This is a genomic window from Psychrobacter maritimus (genome assembly GCF_904846345.1).
In the GTDB taxonomy this organism is placed as follows: Bacteria; Pseudomonadota; Gammaproteobacteria; order Pseudomonadales; family Moraxellaceae; genus Psychrobacter; species Psychrobacter maritimus.
In genome coordinates this window covers 172,604-192,680 of sequence record NZ_CAJHAJ010000003.1, presented here as the reverse complement: position 1 = coordinate 192,680, position 20,077 = coordinate 172,604, and the positions used below count along the sequence as shown (strand labels likewise).

21 protein-coding genes are annotated in these 20,077 nt (G+C 41.1%); 10 read left to right on the top strand and 11 right to left on the bottom strand.

Going from position 1 to position 20,077, the window contains the following annotated elements:
- Positions 1-60: 60 nt before the first annotated feature.
- On the bottom strand, positions 61-1,236 hold the full coding sequence (locus JMX50_RS05935) for a site-specific integrase (RefSeq protein ID WP_201628815.1): 1,176 nt from the start codon (positions 1,234-1,236) through the stop codon (positions 61-63).
- Positions 1,237-1,238: 2 nt separating this feature from the next.
- Complete coding sequence (locus JMX50_RS05930; RefSeq protein WP_021813684.1) at positions 1,239-1,454, bottom strand: hypothetical protein; 216 nt, start codon at positions 1,452-1,454, stop codon at positions 1,239-1,241.
- A 136-nt stretch (positions 1,455-1,590) separates the two neighbouring features.
- Between JMX50_RS05930 and JMX50_RS05925 the strand changes: the two genes are divergently transcribed.
- Complete coding sequence (locus tag JMX50_RS05925; RefSeq protein WP_045445187.1) at positions 1,591-1,800, top strand: helix-turn-helix domain-containing protein; 210 nt, start codon at positions 1,591-1,593, stop codon at positions 1,798-1,800.
- 227 nt (positions 1,801-2,027) lie between these two features.
- On the top strand, positions 2,028-2,306 hold the full coding sequence (locus JMX50_RS05920) for a hypothetical protein (protein ID WP_201628814.1): 279 nt from the start codon (positions 2,028-2,030) through the stop codon (positions 2,304-2,306).
- Positions 2,307-3,786: 1,480 nt separating this feature from the next.
- On the opposite strand, the gene JMX50_RS05915 is transcribed toward JMX50_RS05920, so the two are convergent.
- From JMX50_RS05915 to JMX50_RS05905, 3 genes are all read right to left on the bottom strand, one after another.
- Positions 3,787-4,188 (bottom strand): ExbD/TolR family protein, encoded by a 402-nt coding sequence (locus JMX50_RS05915; RefSeq protein ID WP_192529620.1) that lies wholly within the window; start codon positions 4,186-4,188, stop codon positions 3,787-3,789.
- A 113-nt stretch (positions 4,189-4,301) separates the two neighbouring features.
- Entirely contained in the window at positions 4,302-4,991 is a 690-nt protein-coding gene (locus JMX50_RS05910; RefSeq protein WP_192529611.1) for a MotA/TolQ/ExbB proton channel family protein, read from the bottom strand.
- 123 nt (positions 4,992-5,114) lie between these two features.
- Positions 5,115-6,020 (bottom strand): energy transducer TonB, encoded by a 906-nt coding sequence (locus JMX50_RS05905; RefSeq protein WP_227670935.1) that lies wholly within the window; start codon positions 6,018-6,020, stop codon positions 5,115-5,117.
- A gap of 684 nt (positions 6,021-6,704) precedes the next feature.
- Here JMX50_RS05905 and JMX50_RS05900 point away from each other — a divergent pair.
- The gene (locus JMX50_RS05900) at positions 6,705-7,610 is read left to right on the top strand and encodes an alpha/beta fold hydrolase (RefSeq protein WP_201628813.1); all 906 of its coding nucleotides are present in this window, start codon (positions 6,705-6,707) and stop codon (positions 7,608-7,610) included.
- Between the two features lie 44 nt (positions 7,611-7,654).
- On the opposite strand, the gene JMX50_RS05895 is transcribed toward JMX50_RS05900, so the two are convergent.
- Positions 7,655-8,116, bottom strand: a complete 462-nt coding sequence (locus JMX50_RS05895) for a DMT family transporter (protein ID WP_201628812.1) — start codon at positions 8,114-8,116, stop codon at positions 7,655-7,657.
- Between the two features lie 6 nt (positions 8,117-8,122).
- A complete protein-coding gene (locus tag JMX50_RS05890; protein ID WP_201628811.1) occupies positions 8,123-8,557 on the bottom strand; it encodes a DMT family transporter in 435 nt (144 codons plus the stop codon).
- 98 nt (positions 8,558-8,655) lie between these two features.
- Here JMX50_RS05890 and JMX50_RS05885 point away from each other — a divergent pair, with 98 nt between their 5' ends.
- Positions 8,656-9,591: a LysR family transcriptional regulator gene (locus JMX50_RS05885; RefSeq protein ID WP_201628810.1), complete on the top strand. Its 936-nt coding sequence runs from the start codon at positions 8,656-8,658 to the stop codon at positions 9,589-9,591.
- 420 nt (positions 9,592-10,011) lie between these two features.
- Here the strand turns inward: JMX50_RS05885 and JMX50_RS13270 are convergent, their stop codons facing one another.
- The 4 genes from JMX50_RS13270 to JMX50_RS05870 all read right to left on the bottom strand — a co-directional run bounded on the left by JMX50_RS13270 (position 10,012) and on the right by JMX50_RS05870 (position 12,444).
- Positions 10,012-10,623 (bottom strand): MsnO8 family LLM class oxidoreductase, encoded by a 612-nt coding sequence (locus JMX50_RS13270; RefSeq protein ID WP_265088585.1) that lies wholly within the window; start codon positions 10,621-10,623, stop codon positions 10,012-10,014.
- Positions 10,589-10,789, bottom strand: coding sequence for a hypothetical protein (locus JMX50_RS13265; protein WP_265088584.1), 201 nt, complete (start codon positions 10,787-10,789; stop codon positions 10,589-10,591). Before JMX50_RS13265 ends, JMX50_RS13270 begins: the two co-directional genes overlap by 35 nt.
- A gap of 98 nt (positions 10,790-10,887) precedes the next feature.
- Positions 10,888-11,802 (bottom strand): MBL fold metallo-hydrolase, encoded by a 915-nt coding sequence (locus JMX50_RS05875; RefSeq protein WP_201628809.1) that lies wholly within the window; start codon positions 11,800-11,802, stop codon positions 10,888-10,890.
- A 93-nt stretch (positions 11,803-11,895) separates the two neighbouring features.
- Complete coding sequence (locus tag JMX50_RS05870) at positions 11,896-12,444, bottom strand: cysteine hydrolase family protein (protein ID WP_192529618.1); 549 nt, start codon at positions 12,442-12,444, stop codon at positions 11,896-11,898.
- 108 nt (positions 12,445-12,552) lie between these two features.
- Between JMX50_RS05870 and JMX50_RS05865 the strand changes: the two genes are divergently transcribed.
- From JMX50_RS05865 to fhuB, 6 genes are all read left to right on the top strand, one after another.
- A complete protein-coding gene (locus JMX50_RS05865) occupies positions 12,553-13,530 on the top strand; it encodes a GlxA family transcriptional regulator (RefSeq protein WP_201628808.1) in 978 nt (325 codons plus the stop codon).
- 177 nt (positions 13,531-13,707) lie between these two features.
- Positions 13,708-14,373, top strand: coding sequence for a 3'-5' exonuclease (locus JMX50_RS05860; protein ID WP_227670934.1), 666 nt, complete (start codon positions 13,708-13,710; stop codon positions 14,371-14,373).
- A gap of 704 nt (positions 14,374-15,077) precedes the next feature.
- A complete protein-coding gene (locus tag JMX50_RS05855; RefSeq protein WP_201628806.1) occupies positions 15,078-16,247 on the top strand; it encodes a siderophore-interacting protein in 1,170 nt (389 codons plus the stop codon).
- Positions 16,248-16,336: 89 nt separating this feature from the next.
- Positions 16,337-17,101: an ABC transporter ATP-binding protein gene (locus tag JMX50_RS05850; RefSeq protein WP_201628805.1), complete on the top strand. Its 765-nt coding sequence runs from the start codon at positions 16,337-16,339 to the stop codon at positions 17,099-17,101.
- The gene (locus JMX50_RS05845) at positions 17,098-18,063 is read left to right on the top strand and encodes an ABC transporter substrate-binding protein (protein ID WP_201562907.1); all 966 of its coding nucleotides are present in this window, start codon (positions 17,098-17,100) and stop codon (positions 18,061-18,063) included. Before JMX50_RS05850 ends, JMX50_RS05845 begins: the two co-directional genes overlap by 4 nt.
- Positions 18,060-20,033 (top strand): Fe(3+)-hydroxamate ABC transporter permease FhuB, encoded by a 1,974-nt coding sequence (fhuB, locus tag JMX50_RS05840; RefSeq protein WP_201562908.1) that lies wholly within the window; start codon positions 18,060-18,062, stop codon positions 20,031-20,033. The genes JMX50_RS05845 and fhuB overlap by 4 nt, the downstream gene beginning before the upstream one ends.
- Positions 20,034-20,077 lie beyond the last annotated feature (44 nt).

Genomic DNA, 20,077 nt, shown 5'->3' with positions numbered 1-20,077 from the left:
AGCGTTAATACAAAAAAAAAGACACCTGTTTGGATGTCTTTTTGTTAAATATAGGCTTTTTCATATGTTTTGTAGTATACCTCGGTCTTTCAAAAGCTTATCCAGCGCACTTCCGTCTTGACGAGTTAGGTTCGGCACATATCGCGAATACACTGTGAATAGCATTTTCGTGTTGCTATGACCCATTTGGGCAGCAATCCACTCAGGCGACTCACCAGCAGCAAGCCAAAGCGTCGCAGCGGTATGTCTACTTTGATAAGGATTACGTTTATCAAGCTTTAAATATCGTAGTAACGGATACCAAACTCGCTTTGTCACATTACGATGATTCAAAGAAGTACCTATTTTTGTACAGAAAACGAACCCACCTTGATGTTTAGTTAGGCTCTTCTGTTCAAGCAATGCATCATAAACTAGCTGGTTCATCTGGATGATACGATTTGAGCCTGTAGTTTTAGTCTTACCTATAACACCATTAACGACTGCTTGATCAACGATGATTTGTCGGCGCTCAAAATCTATATTCTTCCAGGGCAAGCCATCAATCTCACCTGTACGCATACCTGTAAAGAAGCGTACGATATAGTAAGGCTTATAATCTGCTCTCACATTATTGATAATGAGCATGACCTCATCTAAGGTAAAAGGACTGACATTACTTTTAGGCTCACTGAGTGGTTTTATATTCTTCCAAGGGCTGTCAAAATTAAAACGCTCAGAGGCTTCGGTCAGCACCATACGTAATGGCGTCATGATATGATTAATGCGAGACGCTGATAAAGTTCGTCCCTTATTACCATCTTTGACTAACTTGCCTCGAAAAGTCATGATTTTAGCTTTGCTAATGGTATTTAGCGGTACATTGCTAAAATGAGGAAGTAGATAAATTCTAAATATATCCTCTACATTACTTATTTGAGAGTCCCGCCATTCTGGCTTTTTCTCCTCTAACCAAACTTTGCTAAAACTATCAAAGCCTGAGTTTGAGTCCTTATGGCTATTCGTTGACCTCATAAGCTCTAAGCTTTGAAACTGCTCAAGCTTTTTACTTTGTGGAAAATAGTTTTCATAGCGAAAACTCCCCAATTGAATATCAGCTTCCATTCTGCTAACGAAGTTTTCTAGGCGCTTGCGATTAGGCTTAGTGTCTGTTAATAAGGTTTGCTCTCTACAGCGCTGGCCTATGTATCGAAAATCCACATATAATTTGCCATTTCGGCTATTGATACTCGCCATGATTATGCTCCCGCTGCAAACGGAATGTTATCGTCATAGCCTGTCAGCATCAACTCTTCAATCTTTTGCCATATAAAAAGGATTTTTCTACCTCCAAATGGTTTGATGTAATGAACGCCCTCAATGAATACCGCATCTTTAAGCTGGTTGCGTATGGTCTTGCTGTCATATTTAATGCGTTGTGACAGCTCTTCGGTTGTTAAATAGGTATAACTCATAGTAAAATCCTTACTAAAGATTAAAGTGTTATTGTCTAATAGCTTTATAACCTGCTATAGAACATAATTTACACTAAAAATAATCTTTTGCAAGACATTTTTATCTACAGTAGATTATTTTAATATGGAGGAGGTTATGGTGAAGTGCAATTTATCTAGAATTATGGGTGAGAAAAGACTAAAGATTGCTGATGTATCTAGAGATACTGATGTCAACAGAGGCACAATCACACGCATGTATAACGAAGAAGCCACAAGAGTGGATCTAGAAGTTGTCGAGAAGCTATGTTTATATTTGGATATTGAAGTGGGCGACCTTTATGAGATAGTTAAGGAAGAAGAATAAACCTCTCTTCTTTTAGAACCCAAGATAACGCTGCGCTTATCAGTTATTACACCAAATAATATGCAGCAAACTATAGTTTCTCAAATAGATTGAATATCCTGTTAAGTAGCAAAAAGTTCTATAGAAGGTTATTTTAAGTTGCAATAGCTCAAAATGTATGTATAATTTCAACTGTAGGAAGTCATTACGATCAGCAGAAAGAAATATTAATCTATAGGAGATTATACATGAACACATTTATTAAACCGCTGCACGCTTCAATTTGGTTAAGCGCCGAAGCGATATCGCTATCTACCAAGCTCATGGTAAACCTGCAAATACAACAGGGTTCACAGTTAGCAAAGATGCTAGGCGTTAACCCCATTTTCTATAATGATGAAGCGGTTAGGATATGGGTGCAACGTGAGCTAAATGAAGGATTAGCGCTGAATCGTTATACCTTAACGAATCTTGAGACCAAATTTTTGGCCATTATGAATCACTACGATGTCCCTTATTCGTTGTGATTAATGTCAACCACTTGGTTTGGAGATAACCATGAGCTTAAAACTTATTTTTAGCCCTTATGTAGATCAGTCCGACATACAGCTATGTGAAGACTATTGGGCATACGGGCATGATGGGCGGTATGTAGAGTATATAGAAATACTCTGCAGACAATACCATATCGATTATCATATTCTGTTTGGCGTATTAGCGGAGTGCCAGGCTTACTTAGATGATGTTCACTGTGAGTACTGTGGACGGCCGTATCAACTTGATGTACCAGCTGATATTCCTTATATCAGAAAACAGTCATCTTGGTTCTGCGAATCATGTATTAGCTTTTCTGGTGGGCAGCTTACCGTTGGTAGATAATAATTTGAAGAGTACTTAATAACCAGATCGCATATGCTATCTGGTTTTTTTGATTGAAGATTTCGGTGTAATGGACAAAATTCATGCTAAAAAGTAGAAGGTGGTGGGTTTGCAGATAAATTTGGTAATAGCTACGAAGCAATTTGGGTTGCTAAGCAATTATTGAAGCTAGCGGAAGAGGAAGTGCGGTCTGCCACTATCGAGCCTTTAGGAGAAGATGAGACATGTGTTGATTTAATTGTCGAGGGTTTAGATGGGCAGAGAGAGTTTCATCAATGCAAATCTAGTCACAACAATTCGGATGTATGGACCTTATCATCACTAGAGGTTTCAGGTGTATTGATAAAAGCATTTAATCAAATATAGAGAACAGATTGTACCTTTAAAGTCGTATCTCCATTATCATTCACTCAACTATCCCAACTAAGTTTGAGCGCCAAAAATACAACACCTAACCCTCAAGATTTTATCGAACATCAGGTTGACCAGAGCGGTAAACGTCAAAAATTATTTGAAGACTTATGTCATAAGTTAGGTTTAAACATTAATGTAGAGATTGATGTTGAAAAAGCTATTCAATTTTGACAAATTTTGAGGTTATTGCTTTTTCTTTTAACTCTGAATCTCAACGTAATATTATTGGAAAAATCGATAAGAATTTTTAGTAGTAACTCTAATAATATAATTGATTACTTAAAAAATTATCCCACTGATAATAATTTACGCTCATCAATTACATCGTTTCAACTCCTCAAAATTATGAAAGACCAAGGTTTCAACCAAAGAATTTATGAGAACGATACAAGCTTATTCCCTATTGTAGAGCATGTTAGTCAGGCTTTTTGAGATTCAATTACACCCTTTTTAATTGAAGATAGTTTAATTGAGCGTTCTGAAATGGCAAATTGTATTGACTCAATAAATAACTATATTTGAAATCACTCTATTACTTTTGCTTTATATAATAGATAAGAAAAACCTTGCTATATTATCCAAGCAAAGCGGGAAATAAAGCTTATTGTTACATTTTTTTATTATTATGTTTGATGACCGTATCAGTAAGCATTTAATCTAAATGGCAGTTACACAGAATTCAGGATGGTCTCAGCACATTATGATAAATGACTCCTATTCGTTTACAAATGCTATCTTACTTAGCCCTGCTTTACTCGCTGCAGCCAGTACTTGAGCAACGGTGTCATATTTACTGTCTTTATCTGCCCGCAGTTGTACCGATGGATCTTTACCAGCATCATTTTGTTGTTGTAAACGCCTCTCTATTTCTTCCATACTAATAGGATCACTATCCCAAAAAATACCAGCATCTTTATCAATACTGATTTGGATTACTTCAGGTGGCTGGTCATTGACTAACGCACTAGTTTTGGGTAAATCGAGCGGTACTGTTGGATTCAATACAGTCGCTGTTAATAAAAAGATAATCATTAATACCAACATGATATCAATCAGTGGAATGAGATTCATCTCATTCATACTTTGGACGTCATCATCACCTAACTGAAATGCCATAATATTCTCAATCATGTATCCGTCTTATATAAAGTCATAAACGTTTGCTTTTTTTAACAAAAGCTATGTAGCCCTAGCGTTTATAACCGTTTTATGAATGAAAGCTAGAACTGCTACTGTTGATAAGCCTCTTGTTTATCAGTATAAATACTACTATTGCTATGAGCACTCTTACTACCAGTGACATTAGTAGTTATACCCTGCTTTTCAGCTACATTATGAAGCTCCATTGAAGGTTGCATTGCTGCTAAATCAACAGACTGCGCTAATAAATCATGGGCTCTATCATTGGCATGGTACATTACCCGTCTATTGATACGTACGGCAAGGTTATAAAACACCACTGCTGGAATTGCGACGGCAATACCGAGACCTGTCATAATGAGCGCCTCGCCAACTGGCCCTGCCACTTGTCCAAGTCCTGCTTGCCCACTGGTACCGATGTTATGTAACGCGTGAAAAATACCCCACACTGTACCAAATAACCCAATAAATGGCGCGATCGCTGCAGTTGTGCCTAAAATAGGTAGGCCGCGTTCGCTAGCAAAACGGTAACGCCCGATATGCTTTAATAATGCTTGCTCAATGACTAATCGACGCATAGCAGCATCAGAGTTATTCACAGCTGAACGTTTTATCTCAACCTGCTGACTCAAATCATCAGCAACACAGGCGGCCAATTTTCGGCTTTGTAATATACGAATAATACCAGTTACCCAAGAGAGCACCGATAAGACCAATAGCAAGAAAAACAAGCTTTTGGTCACCAAATCGCTATATTGCCAGTAGCTTGTAAAGTCCATATCAGACTCCTTAATAGGTTATGTAATCATATAAGTTCGTTGCGAGTACCGCATATCGACTTATCATGAAAAATTATAAATAGTGATGCTTTGAAAATAATAGACTTGGTAAATAACTAACTTTTACGGCACTGCATAACTGATGGGTAAAGTCACATTACCCACCACTGGTACGCCATGTTTCGTAAAGGGTTTAAATTTACCAGAACGTACTTGTTGCTGAGCTTCTCTATCGAGTGCAGCGTTGCCAGAAGATTGCGCTAAGCTCACATTATCAATGCCGCCTTGCTTATTAACTTGTAATATCAAGACCACCCTAAAGGTTTCGCCTGATTTAGCAGCTCGTCTGGCACGAGCAGGAAAACTAAAATTCGGTGCTGAGGCCCAGTTAGCGTTAGTGGCAGTAAAATTGACGGGGGTATTACTTGCGGCGGCGGCTTGTTGATTGGCTTTCTCACGAGCAGCGGCTTGTGCGGCTTCTCTTGCAGCTTTAGCATCGGATTCGGCTTGCGCTTCACGATCTGCCTTTGCTTTGGCATCCGCTACAGCCTGAGACTCTCGCATAGCTTTGGCATGCGCTTGTTGAGTAGCCTTTTCAGCCTGTGCTGCCAATATCTTACGTTCGTTATCGGCTGCTAAAGCGCTTTCTTGAGCTGCTGCGTCCGATTCTTGTGATCTTATTGGTTGTTTGATGACAGGCTTGTCCTTTACTATTTTTGTTGTCGTATTTATTGTCGTAGTAGGTTTAGTGCCGACTTTAGGCTTTGCTGTCTCTTTTTTCACCACTGGTTGCACTGCTTTTTTAGGCTCTGGTTTTTCCTCAGCTACGCTAACAGATTGTGGTTTAGGGGCTTTAATAGGTTCGACTTCTGCGACTGCCGTCACCGGCTCTGCAATTGTCGTAACTTCTGACACCAACTGTATTTCTATAGGCGGCGTTATTTTAAGTGGCTTAATAGTAGTCACAGGGGTTTTGACCATCACCAATACAATTGCCGTCATCAAATGTATTGCGACAACACAACCCATAACTGTTGACGTTAATTTAAGTGATGGCACATTGAAACTTGTTGAACTCATATCAGTCTAATAAGCTTATGAAATAAAACTGTAATGATAATGCAAACGATAACTACTATCAATAATATTAATAAATATATTTCTGATATTAATTTTCGCTTACGAATCATCCTCTCTATCTAAATAGGTTTAAGCTGAAAGCTGACTAGAACGAAACTACTAGCTGAAAATTGTTACATAGTTAAATATCTCAACCTATTAAACTAAATAATGACAATCATTCTCATTGATATACACTATTAACTCCTTTACTATAATCGCTGCTCACCTTTTCGACTTCTCAGAGAATCGAACTAAGCACTAACCCTGAAGGCAAATTAATTGCGAAGAGCTCCGTTATTAATGCAGCTACACAGGCTTTTTACTAGCTATCCTATATTTTGCAGTCATTTGAATAATCAACTTTCTATAGTTTGTAATATTATGAGTCACTTATGTTTACTACTTTACTTCCTATACTAGTACCTGTATTCAAGCGCCCTTTATTAACAACTATGATAGCGACATTAGTAGCCACAGCCATTTTAACTGGCTGTGGCTACTAATAATGGCGTATCTGCCACTACTATAAAAGTTGATACCGTAAAAGGTGAAGTAAGCTTTTAATCATTAACGAATAATAAGAACAATACCATGCAAACATTCGAACGTACGATGACTTTAGATAGCAAAAAAGCACGCTATTATGACCTGTCTGCTTTGGTTGATAATAATAAAAATACAAAGCTGCCTCCTGCGCATTTTTATGGAGGCAATGGCTTTACGACTGGTGTCTACCTACCACTATTAACCAAGCTTAGTGAGCAATTCACTATCACCAGTCTTGCTATGCGTGGCTATTGGTATGATTTACCCACTGTGAAGAAGCTAACCCGCGAACAAGATGCCGATATATTGATTGATTTTTTAGAGAATACACAGAATAAGCCTATCGTCGGTCTTGGACATTCTCAAGGCGCGACTGCCACCGCCATTGCGGCGGCAAAGCGTCCCGAACTATTCTCACAGCTTTATTTAATAGAGCCTGTTACTTTTACCAAGTCACAGACCCTCATGATGAACTCGGTACCTAACGAGTTGAAGGTAGATCAAGAGCCTTTTAAAAGCACACGAGCCAAACAAGCGGATTGGGAAAGTATTGAGTCATATTACAACTATCTACGGGCACATCGCCCCTTCAAACGTATTGATGACAACAATCTTTATGTCTTTGCAAAGAACAGTCTTGTCGAAAATGAACAAGGTCAATATAGTCTGCTGTTTACACCTGAGCAAGAGATGGCAAGCTACTTTGATACCCCTTTCGTCAATGAAGCCTTAAAAGATCTGAACACTCTTGATGTTCCCTACACCATTATTGTTGGCAAACCTTCTATGTTTATTAGCGATGAGGTTCGTAAAGTTTGGGAAGATCTCGTCCCTTCTGACCGACTCATTGAGCTTTATGACAATGGACATCTTCTGCCAATGGAAGCACCTGAACAGTGTGCGACTATCATTATAAAAAGGTTTAGCAGTAATACACCCAGTTCTTCATAGCTACAAAGTAAAAAATATGTCTAGAAATAATCAATACATATGAACTACTGAGCCTCTTTAGGCTCAGACTTACTACTGGCATAAATAAAACAAAGTGCGATAGCTAAGCAAACCAAAGCCGCCATTCTACTGACCGAAAGGCTAATCGCCTCGTTACCCAACCAGCCAAAATTATCGATCAGTACGCTCATGCTCAGCTGACCAAAAATAACCGCTACCGTTGCCACCGCAGTACCAATACGCTGGACTGCAACCACCATGATGACGATATAAGGAACGCCACATAAGGCTCCAAGCAGTTGCCATTTAGGGACATCCATCAACGTGACAGTATGACTTGGCTCAAAAAATAAAATAAGCAATGCAGTTACTACCGCACCCACAGAAAAGGTTAAAAAAGCACTTTTAAATACGCCAACATTGCCGCCAAGACGGCCATTCAATGCCGCTTGAACGCTCAAAGCCGCGCCGCCAATTATCGACAATACAATCATTAAAATAAGCATTGTTTTTTACCCCTGTGCCATAAAGATAAGTGCAGCAATAATAAAAAATAAAGCGATAATGCGTTTACTGTCTATTTTTCGCTCCATAGTTTCGAATAAACCATAATGATCTATTATTAAACTTTGAAACACTTGCCCAGCCAGTATGCCAATCATCGTCAACGCAATGCCAATGACCGGTGTCACCACGGTTAATACCACCACATAAACAGGACCCAAAATACCGCCAACCAGCAGTAAAGGTGGCTGTGAGAAAAAGGAAGGGCTATCTCGCGGACTAAAAAACAACATCAAAAAAAATGTCAGAGCAGCGCCAACGCCAAAAATACTCAACGTTGCCCACAGCTCGCCTACCTCACTTCCTAAAGGCCCCAATAATCCCGCTTCAACGGACAACCCCATGCCGCCTAAAACAACAATGAGTATTAATAAAATTTGCATATAGCAATCCTTAATGAGCAATGCGGCGTAGTGTACCGTAGCCTATATCCATTAAAAAACGCTATAATACAGAAATGACCTTTGCATAAGTTGTACAAATGAATACGGTAGATACGATCAATATAAAAACCTTGCTGTTTTTTATAGAGGTTTTTAATGCTCAAAACTTTTCTGTAGTGGCTCGAAAAGAAGGCGTGTCAGCTTCTAAAGTGTCTCGTATCATCAAACAGTTAGAAGACTCTTTAGGGCAACAGCTCTTTCATCGTAATACACGTGCTGTCATTCCAACTGAAGCGGGCCGTGTGTTTATGCGCTATGCACACTCCATAACCGAAAGCATGAGTGCAGCACAGCAGGAGCTTCAAGATAGGACATTAGAACCGGGTGGTCTAATAAGAATCAACGCCCCTGTCTTTTTTGGACAACGACATATCGCACCTTGGCTGCCAAAGCTTAGTGCTCAATATCCTAAATTACAGATAGATTTGACGTTAACTGATGACTTTATTGATCCTCATCATTACGCAACAGATGTTATTTTCAGAATTGGCACCTTAAATGACTCCGCCTTTCATGCGCGTATCTTTGCTGAGCAAACTTATCATCTTGCCGCTTCTCCGGAATACATACGCATACACGGTAAGCTACAAACACCAGCAGATCTGACGCATCATAAATGTCTAGTATATAAAGGTTCAACAGGGCCCAATCGTTGGCTTTTCAAAGCAGAAAGTGAAGATTGGACGCCATTCTTAGCGCCTGCTTTACTGATGTCTAATAATGCAGAATCTTTATTGGTATCTGCACTCAAAGGGATGGGAATCGTGCTTTTTCCAGATTGGCTTATCGGTGAGTATTTGAAGAATGGTGAGCTTATTAAGCTACTGCCTAATTATAGTACGGCAGTCAAAACCACACCTCAGCATGTCGCTGCTCTTTATCCTCATACTCGTCATATTTCTCTAAATGTAAGAACGCTAATTGATTATTTTGCCAAGGTTTATGGCACTCCTCTTTATTGGCAACTCAATTAACGATTCATAATTTAACGACAATAATTATTCCTACATCTTATGAGAAAAAGGCGGAATAGGAAGGAATTACTACGTTCGTTTTGTTTAGAAAATTAGGAGATTTTTCAAGTAACAGACTAGCAGCTGTTTTGGGCATACATAAAAAAACTCCTTGAGTCGATTGAGCCTAATAGTTAGGCATTAAGCGCTTTGCTAAGCTTTGAATATTGCTAGTCTCAACAGGATCTAGTGACTTGGCATACCATAGTGATCTGCGATTAGCTCAACAGTACGCGATTGGGCGCGGCGCGAATAACCTTGAACAACCAACAGGACCTCGTCGACTCCTGTCTGCTCCTGAAGACTCTCTAAACTTTTTGCGACCTTGGCAGCAGTGCCATGCAGGGTTTGATCGGTATACTGCTCAATAATCTGATGCCCTTACGTATTGCCTTGAAAAGCCGCCACTTCATCAGGTGGCAGTAAAGCAAAAGGTTTGCGCTGGAACATTCTTAACATTGCCATGGCAGACGATGTTGATTGGCGACGTGCCTCTACAGGATCTTCATCTGCAATCGCACCAATACTGACCAAACTATATGGCTTGGCTAGAATTTTTGAAGGACGGAAATTCTCTCGATAAATGCGCATGGCATTTAGTATGTCGGCACTGCCAAACTGTAGAGCGAACGCATATGGTCTGCCAAGCTGTGCTGCCAAATGAGCTGAGTAAGTCGAGGACCCCAAGATCCAGACATCAGCAGCGGTCTTTGATGGTGGTACTCGGTTTTGCTGGACTTGCCATGGACCTGGCACCGCATGAACCTCACTATAAGGATACTCTTTTGGAAAACTGTTTTCTAAAAAGCCCAACAATTCTGCGACTTGCTGAGGAAACTCATCGTTCGCCGCGTGATGACGACGCAAAGCTGACGCCGTTGCGCCATCCGTACCTGGCGCCCTTCCCAAACCCAGATCGATTCGTCCTGGCGCCATCGCATCGAGCATACCAAATTGTTCAGCGACTACCAAAGGCACATGATTCGGTAGCATGATGTTCAGACATCCAAAACCGCTCAAAGCCTCTTTTATCCGCCAGTTTCGCAAGAGCGATCATCTCTTGAATGGTGCCCTCTATCGTGTGACCAACACCCGTGAAGGCATTGTCGAGCACCGAAAGAACAAAAGGGGCGTTGCCAGAATTATTTGGAATATTCATAAACGATCTCAGTTATACCGTATTGATGATGTATGGCAACACACTTTGGGTATTGCCATACAAGGAAGGTTTGAAAAACGACTTATCTAAAACCAATTCTAGAATTTGTAGTACTGACCATCATCAGGAACAAGCGTACGTTGTTTATCCAGATGTTTTTCCTCAATAAAGTGGCGCAGCTCTGCTTTAGTTAGCGTGGCATGATTGACCGTATCCATATGCACGCTAATGATCTGGGCATTAGGCGAGAATTGATACGCACGGTATACATCGTCTTTGCCCATAATGATAGAATCATCGACAAAACCAGTCATCTTCGCATAACCTGTATTGAGGACGACCGCATCAGGCTTGTAGCGAGTCAGTGCATCTTCTACTTCCTTATCCCAAATGGTATCCCCTGCTACATAAACGGTCTTGTAGCCTGACTTCTGGAATACAATACCTATCGTTTTGCCAAGTCCTTCGGCAAGGGCTGGTATTTTGTACATTGCATCAGTACCGTGCTGTCCGATGGTTTTATTGATTCTAGTACCTTTAAACACAACGCCTTGCTCTGTTAATACTCTGACATCAGTAAAACCATCTTTACGCACGGTTGCCGCATCAGCTGCATCTTGGGTAAAAATTGGCATGTCACGAGGCACAAGGTTACGTGCGGCATCATCCCAATGATCAGCATGCAAATGGGTCAAAATAATGGCATCCGCCTTAAGTACCTCTGCAATAGACATTGGCAAATCTACCATTGGATAGCGGATTTCACTATGAACTGTATTTTCAAGCCCTGGATAAGCGTTTTTAGCCGCTAGCATCGGATCCACTAAAAAAGTGGTGCCGTCATAATCAAGCTTGATCGTGGCATTACGGATTTGCTGAAATTGAACGGTGTTGGCAGCCGTCTGTTTTACCGCGTTAGAATTTGCTGCTGGACTAGCAAAGGTGGTACATGCCGTTAACAACATCACGCCACTTAACAGTGTGGTGCCGGTCAGCGATTTTACTATATTCATAATAGCTACCTTATTGAGGAAATTCTTCTTAATGAGAATAGGGTTTAAGAGTCTATTTCATGACTAAATCACGATTTGATTAACAACTCTGGATTAACGCGCAATCCAAGTTTGGGTATCAATCACTTCGCCATATAGAAACTCAATCGCTGCCATGATGGTGGCATGAGCCTGAGCGGCGGGTACGGTCGTGCCATTAAATTCAAGATCAAGCGTAGCACATGCATCATGGATGGTGGTCGTGGTGTAACCAAAGTCCACCGCCGCACGAACGGTGGCATCCACACACATATGGCTCATGGCGCCAATCACGGTCACCTCTTTGATACCTTCTTTATCCAATAGCTCTTTCAGAGCAGTCTCACGGAACGAATTGGGGTAATGCTTAGTGATGACGGCTTCACCCTCTACAGGTTTTACTTTCTCATTAATCACCACACCATCGCTACCAGGCGTAAAGATTGGTGCATCAGCAGAAGGCATTTCATGACGAACATGAATGACGGTATGGCCTTTTTCTCTAGCAGACGCAATCACCAAAGCAGCATTATCAGCGGCTTCGTTAATACCTACGAGTGATAACTTACCTTGCGCGAAATACTCATTTTGGATGTCTACAACAATCAGTGCTTGTGTGTTCATGATAGTGCCTCTTTGGTTATGGCAGTGACTGTATAGACGTATATTTTACAAGCACTGTGCTACACTAACGAGTGGCTGCATCGACATATAAGAGGTTAATAACGACATATGAATCAAAAACATGCTATTGAAATTGGGTTAGTCGTTTATGAGAAGGCACAAATGGCGGCCATCCTTGGTCTGACTGATCTGTTCGTCATTGCCAGTAAAATCGCCGCCAAGCGCCAAGATACAACTGATCTTCCTCTACAAGTGAGTCACTGGGAGATTAAAGATACTAATCTGCTGCCTACCTGCACTTTTTCTAGTAATCCCGATAGCGTTGGACAATTAGCGGCTGTCATTATCCCGCCAACGTTAGAGGCACCGATTGAACAACAAGCAGCAGCGCCTTGGCTGAACTGGCTGAGAGATCAGCATTCAGGAGGTGTAATCATGTCATCCGTCTGTGCCGGTGCTTTTTTATTGGGCGAAACAGGATTACTCTCCAAACGCAAGGCGACCACGCATTGGGGTTATGTAGAGGATTTTAAGCAGCGTTTCCCTGATGTCGATTTGGATGTGGATCGCATTATTATCGAAGACGGTGATATTGTGACCGCTGGTGGCGCAATGGCTTGGACAGATTTGGGACTGAGGATGGTAGATCGCTTTCTTGGCTCACAAGTGATGAATGAGACCGCTCGTGCGTTGTTAATCGATCCCTCAAGGCGCGAACAATGTTATTACAGCGCATTCTCGCCCAACCTCACCCATGGGGACGCGGCCATAATAAAGGTGCAGCATTGGCTACAAAAAACAGAAGCCAAAGATATTGATTTATCTACCTTAGCCAATTGCGCGCAGTTAGAAGAGCGTACTTTTCTACGCCGTTTTCATAAGGCAACGGGTATGACATCAACCGAATACTGTCAGCGATTACGCATCGGAGAAGCAAAAGATTATCTACAGTTCTCTTTAACGCCTGTCGAGCAAATTGCGTGGAAGGTGGGTTATGGTGATGTCAGTGCGTTTCGTAAGATATTTAAGCGCATTGTTGGTTTGACATCAAGTGAGTATCGACGGAGATTCAATACGAATAAATAATGAGATGTTTAGGCGGTGGCTGAGTTAAAATTATACACCAAGGGAACCACTTATTTCACCCTTCAAACCTATTAATAGACCACTTATAACAGATTGCTAAGCTCCTCATATTTACTAAGGCTAATTATGACCACATACATACTCGACACCGAAACTACAGGGCTTATCGAACCGCACATGACTGAAGCAGCCTACTCCATTGTTGATATTAACGATGGTAAAGTAACTGTGTTGCAGGAGCCGAGAGCGAAGCGCTTTAACCCCCTGAAAGAAATTAGTTTGGGATCTATGGCGATATCACATATCTGTGATGAAGATGTAGCGGATCAACCACCTCACACAGATTTTAGACTACCTAACAGTGTTGAGTACTTGATTGGTCACAATATTGATTTTGATATGGCAGTTCTTAAAAATGCGGGCGTAACTCATACTCCTAATTTGATTTGCACCAATGCCATGGCTAACTGTCTTCTTCCTACACTTGAGAGCCATAAGCTAGTATCCCTCCTCTACCACTTTCACCGTGATATAGCTCGTGCTCAAGCAAGGGATGCTCATGCTGCTATTGCTGATATTTACTTCACTGAGCTGGTACTTGGTAGTTTGATTGATTTAGCCAATAGTCAAGGTCATGAGATAAGTGATGTAGAGAGCTTATATAATTTTAGTCAAATAGCTCGTATACCTACGCATCTAAGTTTTGGTAAACATAAAGGTGAGGCTATTGCGGATTTAGCTACTAGTTTTGAGGGTGCTGGCTATCTTAAATGGTTGCTTAAACAAGATACGGTTGATCCTTATTTAGCTCAAGCTTGCCAGCAAGTATTAGAGTCGGTATAAATACACTGATGCTATGAGTTTTATAGTAAGAGTAAATATATTTGCTAAGTAGCTAGATGAACATTGGGATTCAAATCAAGCTAAAGACTCAGTTCTGAAATTGAGATCGTTACTAGAAATAGTTAACGCTAAAGTAGATTAAGTTCTTATTGAAACTATAACTTATTAGCTAGTAAATCCCTCAATATTATGGTGTTTAAAATATCATTAATACCTGCCTATGCCATGAAAAAATCTTACTCTGACAAGTCAGAAAAGCTCTATATGCTATTATCTATATAGTGTAGAGGGCTGGATTATGAAATTTACTTTTCTTAGGTAACGTTATTAATATCGGGGTTTGAATAAAATAAACTATCCTGATAACTCAGTGGTAACTGCGACTTCATGGGAATTTAAAATAAACATTTAGACAGCTCCTTACCCTCCTAATCTCTGACTTTAACTCGGCTAAACACGCTTTTAAAGATTCGTATTATTTCAGAAATAATCATCACCATCGCTTATCATTGAAAGAAAAATGTCAATAATCCTATGACAATAGCCCGCTTATGATTATAAATACGTTGACATACAATCAAATTAACGTAATAATAATCTAGATGTTAATGATTATCAGTAACATCCTTATATTTTCAGATGCTATCTATTTGACGGTTATATGAAGTAACCGTTATATGATTTTTTGGCTTGGATGACCCTTTATGGCTGAAACGCTTACTCGTTATGATACCGATAAAACCCCATTAGCCATTGCTGATAAAGCCATGTTCATTCATCATCTCAATGAAGAGCATCAAGATGAACTTGCGATGTTTATCAATGCCTTTACCTCTGCCTCAGTCGGCGAGTACGATATAGTATCAATAACAGAACTGTATCCTGACGGTCTTCTGTTAGATGTTATGACGATGAATCGCTATCAAAATAACTCTAATGTGTTAAAAGATAGCAGTTCTACAGATAACAGCCTCGCTGAAAACATTTCTAGTATTAATCATCAATACTTTATCAACTTTTTTGTGCCTATTAGCGACGCTGAGACACTACATGAACAATATATAGCGTTATTGCAGTCATCCGCTACTAAGCTTGGTAAGCGTACAATCAAACTTCAAGAACAATACTTTAGCGTGATTGATAGTTATTATGTCAGTTCTAATATGTATCGACTGATGGTCACAGCACCCGATAATATCCCACTCAATCATCCCGGGTATGCTTATTTATTTGAGTTAAACTCTGACGTTTTCTCCACCCTAAATGATGAGTCAAGTAATAACGACAAGCCTTTACAGCGCTACTACACCCTGCGAAAAGCATGGCAAGATCCAATCAGCTTGTCTGTTCAAGCTTGGATAGATGTTTATATCCATGGCGACACACCAGGTGGCAATTGGGCACGTTCTCTCGCTTGCGGTATGCCAATAAAAACGGTGCGCGACTATCCTGAGAAAACAGAACACCTCAATGAGGGTCAATGCTTATTAATATGTGATGAAACCTCTCTACCTACAGTCGCCAATCTATTAGAGAACTGGCAAAATCCGTTACCACCCCTTGTCATTGCTATTACTGAAGATCCAAAAGACATCAGTTATTTACATACTCTAAACCTTTGCCCGTGCTTAGGTCATGATGAGTGTTTTCTACAAGACAATCTACTTCATATCATTAAGACGCCAACAACCGAAATTCCTGAACAAATCATGAGCTTACTAAATGCAAGATTAATGACATTGCCTCTTAAGATTGGCAAGGTATGGGGTGCGCTTGAAGCGGCGGACATCAAGTCATTAAGAAAACAATTAAAAGCAACCCTTGGTCTATCTCGTCAAGATATGGTCATAAAAGTCTATTGGCGCGCTCAATAATTGCCGTATGTTCATAAATAAAATGAAAATCATTTGCATTAACCATCTACTTTTCTTTAAAATCCCCCATTTACTTTCGACTGCTCACTATGATGCACATCAATAATTTAAGCTTAATACGTCAAAAAAAAGTTTTGCTTCATCCTACTTCTTTTATTATCCAACCAAATAAACTGTATGCGCTCATTGGGCATAATGGTTCGGGAAAATCTAGCCTTATAAAAGCCATGGCAGGAGAAATGACGCCCACGCAAGGTGGCATTGAAATAGAACGACAAGATTTGCGAAGTTTTTCTGCTAAAAGACTGGCCACGCATCTTGCCTATTTACCGCAAAACCTACCTGATGCGGGCGCTTTTACAGTCTATGAGCTTGTGATGTTAGGCAGATACCCTCATCAGAAATGGCTGCAAAAGCCGACTGCCGACGACCGTCAACAAGTAGAAAAAGCCATCGCCCTCACTCAAGTTGACGCCTTTAGAGATCGCCAAGTATCGACGTTGTCAGGTGGTGAGCGTGCGCGCGTCTGGCTGGCGATGTGCCTTGCCCAGCAAACAAAGTATCTTCTATTGGATGAGCCACTAGCAGCGCTGGATGTGGTCTATCAAATAGAAGTGTTAAAACTGATTCGTCAATTGGTCGATGAGCAAGGCTTAGGTGTTGTGATTATCCTGCACGACCTAAATCTAGCAGCAAGGTTTTGTGATGAATTTATCGCCCTAAAACAAGGCAAGCTGTGCCATATGAATGATGTCAAACACACCATGGAAAAGGATGTACTGCGCTCGATATTTGGTGTCGATTTTACCCTACTAACCCATCCTACCACTACTCATAAAGTCGCAGTTATATGAAAGCGCTCACCTTTTCGTTCGGGCTATGTGTGGCATTATGCTCAAGTTTATTGTTAAGCAGTTGCCAGTCGTCTGACGCCACCTCACAAGCACCACAAGCAGTGTCACCTAAAAACAGTCAAAAAACGCCTAAAGTCATGACGCCCGATTGGGGTATTGCGGCGACGCTGACTGCCATGGGATACCCACCAGTTGCTATGGGCGATAAACCTTTCTATAGAGAATGGGTCGGTGAGCCTCTTATACCTGATACAACTCTCGACGTAGGAACACGCTATCAGCCCAACCCTGAAATGTTCTCTCAGTTAGATTTGGATTTGGTCATAGACAACGATTTTTATGCGCACCTGCGTCCTATGTACGGCGATTTGCCTATCCACTCTATTGAATTGACCAGTCCTAACAAAACTGCAAAGTGGGAGGACTTTATAGAACCAACGTTAGAATTGGGCCGATCTATCAATAAACCGCAAGCCGCGCAAGATTATTTAGACACCAGTAAGAAACAAATCTTACAAGCGGGACAGACTTTTCATGCGCGTTATCCTCATGTCAAAAAATTGGCTGTCGTGCAATTTGCCGACACCAATAATTTGCGTATGTTTTCGTATAATAGCTTGTTTCAACCTGCTTTAGAGACGATGGGACTACAGCTAGTGGCATTGGCAGATGGCAATCAATGGGGGTTTACGCCCATTATGCTAGGAGACTTAGCGCAGCTTGATGCCGATACTTGCCTTGTGGTCGTTGAACCTCTTAGTGACCTTCTCAAACTTGAATTAGAAGACAGCTTAGTGTGGCAGCGCTTGGGTTATTCCTTTGATCAAGAGCATGCATCTAGCAAAAAAGGCCGTTGTATCACCTTACTGCCTGCGACATGGAACAATAGTGGCGTGGCTTCTATGAATGTTTTAGCCGATCGCTTAACGAATGTCACTTTTGTAGGCAATACCGATTTATGATTAATAAAAATAATTTTTTGTCTGCTAACCGTATTTATATGATAGTCGTTTTCTTAATGCTGCTAGCAGTAGTGAGCAGTTATGCAGTCGTACATCAACTTTGGCACCTGCCTTTTTTAGAATTATTCATACCCTCATTTGAGCTATCGCTTTCGGACATGAGTATCCAGCTACAAATCCTACCGACCATGTTGGTAGCATTAACCGCTGGTGGTCTTTTAGGATTGGTCAGTATTTTATTACAACAGCTGGTAAAAAATACTCTGGCCTCAGACACAACATTGGCAGTCGGTAGCGGTGCAAACATGGCACTACTCATTGTCACGTTATTCCTGCCTAGTTTGGCGTTAGGGGGAAGTTTCTGGGTCGCCTTTGTTGGCGCACTTGGTAGTATGGCGATTGTTTTTCTTCTAGCTGCGCCTAGTCGCATGAATCCTTTGGTATTGGTACTAGGTGGACTGGTGACCAATATTTTATTGGGCGCTATTACTGGTTTATTATTGATTTATTATGCTGAAGAAACCTTAAACGTCATGGTGTGGGCGGCGGGCAGTCTCACGCAGAATAACTGGCAAGTATCTGCCGTATTAAGCATCGCTAGTGTGGTCGCCTTTATTAGCTTAATGCCTTTATTAAAACCATTAGAAATAATGAGCTTAGATGATAGGCAAGCCAAAAGCTTGGGCGTTCCTATCAACCTCATTCGTGGATTGGTGATGGGATTGGTGGCACTACTGACCGCCCTTGTCGTCAGTCGCGTGGGGCCTATTGGTTTTATTGGCTTAGGGGCTGCTACACTGGTGAATGTGTTTTCAGTAAGGCGTATTGGTTACCGTTTGCTATTAGGTTATGTGTTTGGGGCACTGTTGTTATGGATCACCAGTAATGCTACGACGCTGTTACAACATTATTTAAGCCTAAATATTCCTGCTGATGCAATGACGGCCATTCTTGGTGCCCCATTGGTGATATGGTTAATCGTGAGCCAAAGTCTTCAACATACCGATGAGGTTATTCCGACTTTAGTTTCAGAACGCCGTGACACTCATTTAATGGGTTGGAGTATCGCCTTAATACTGTTGCTCATAGGCGTACTTATCTTTACGGCTACTTCAAATGGCTGGCAGCTTAGTACGCTAGGACATTTAATTGTTGATTTTAGATTGCCTCGTACTTTAAGCGCAGCCGCCACTGGCATAATGCTAGCCACTGCTGGCGTGCTGCTACAAACCTTGACACGTAACCCGATGGCCAGCCCTGAAGTACTCGGTATTAGCTCAGGCTCAGCGATAGGAGTGGTACTGGCCTTTGTTTTCCTGCCCAGTTTTGGCTATACAGGTATTATATTATCAGGATTATTGGGTGCTTTTATCGTGCTCAGTTTGATCTTATGGCTTGCCCGTCGTATCAATCCGGCTTATTTATTATTAGTTGGTGTGGCCATTGCCGCATTGATGGGCGGATTATTAAGCCTGGTAAAAATATCTGGCGATCAACGGTTACAAGCGGTGCTAAGTTGGCTATCAGGTTCTACATATCTTGCCAGTCCAGAAACGGCATGGATTTTAGTAGGATTGGCTTTTATACTTTTCATATTAAGCTTTATGGTCATAAAACCATTAGAGATATTGAGCCTAGGTAGTGGGATTGCCCGTGAGCTTGGGGTATCTTTGAGATTTTATCAAACCTTGATACTTATTCTTGTAGCATTACTGAGTACGATATCAACGTTGGCAGTGGGTCCGCTCAGTTTTGTGGGTCTGATGATTCCTCACCTCGCCAGCACATTAGGCGCGGTGAAGCTCAAACGTCAAATTCAATTGTCTGCTATTTTAGGCGCGGGCTTAATGGTCATAGCAGACTGGATTGGACGCTATCTTATATTCCCCTATGAGATACCTGCTGGCACCATCGCTGCCATTATTGGCGGGGCTTATTTCCTATATTTGATGCGGCGTATTAGAGCGTAATCTATATGGTTAATACTTCATTAACGACATAACATCATTATCGC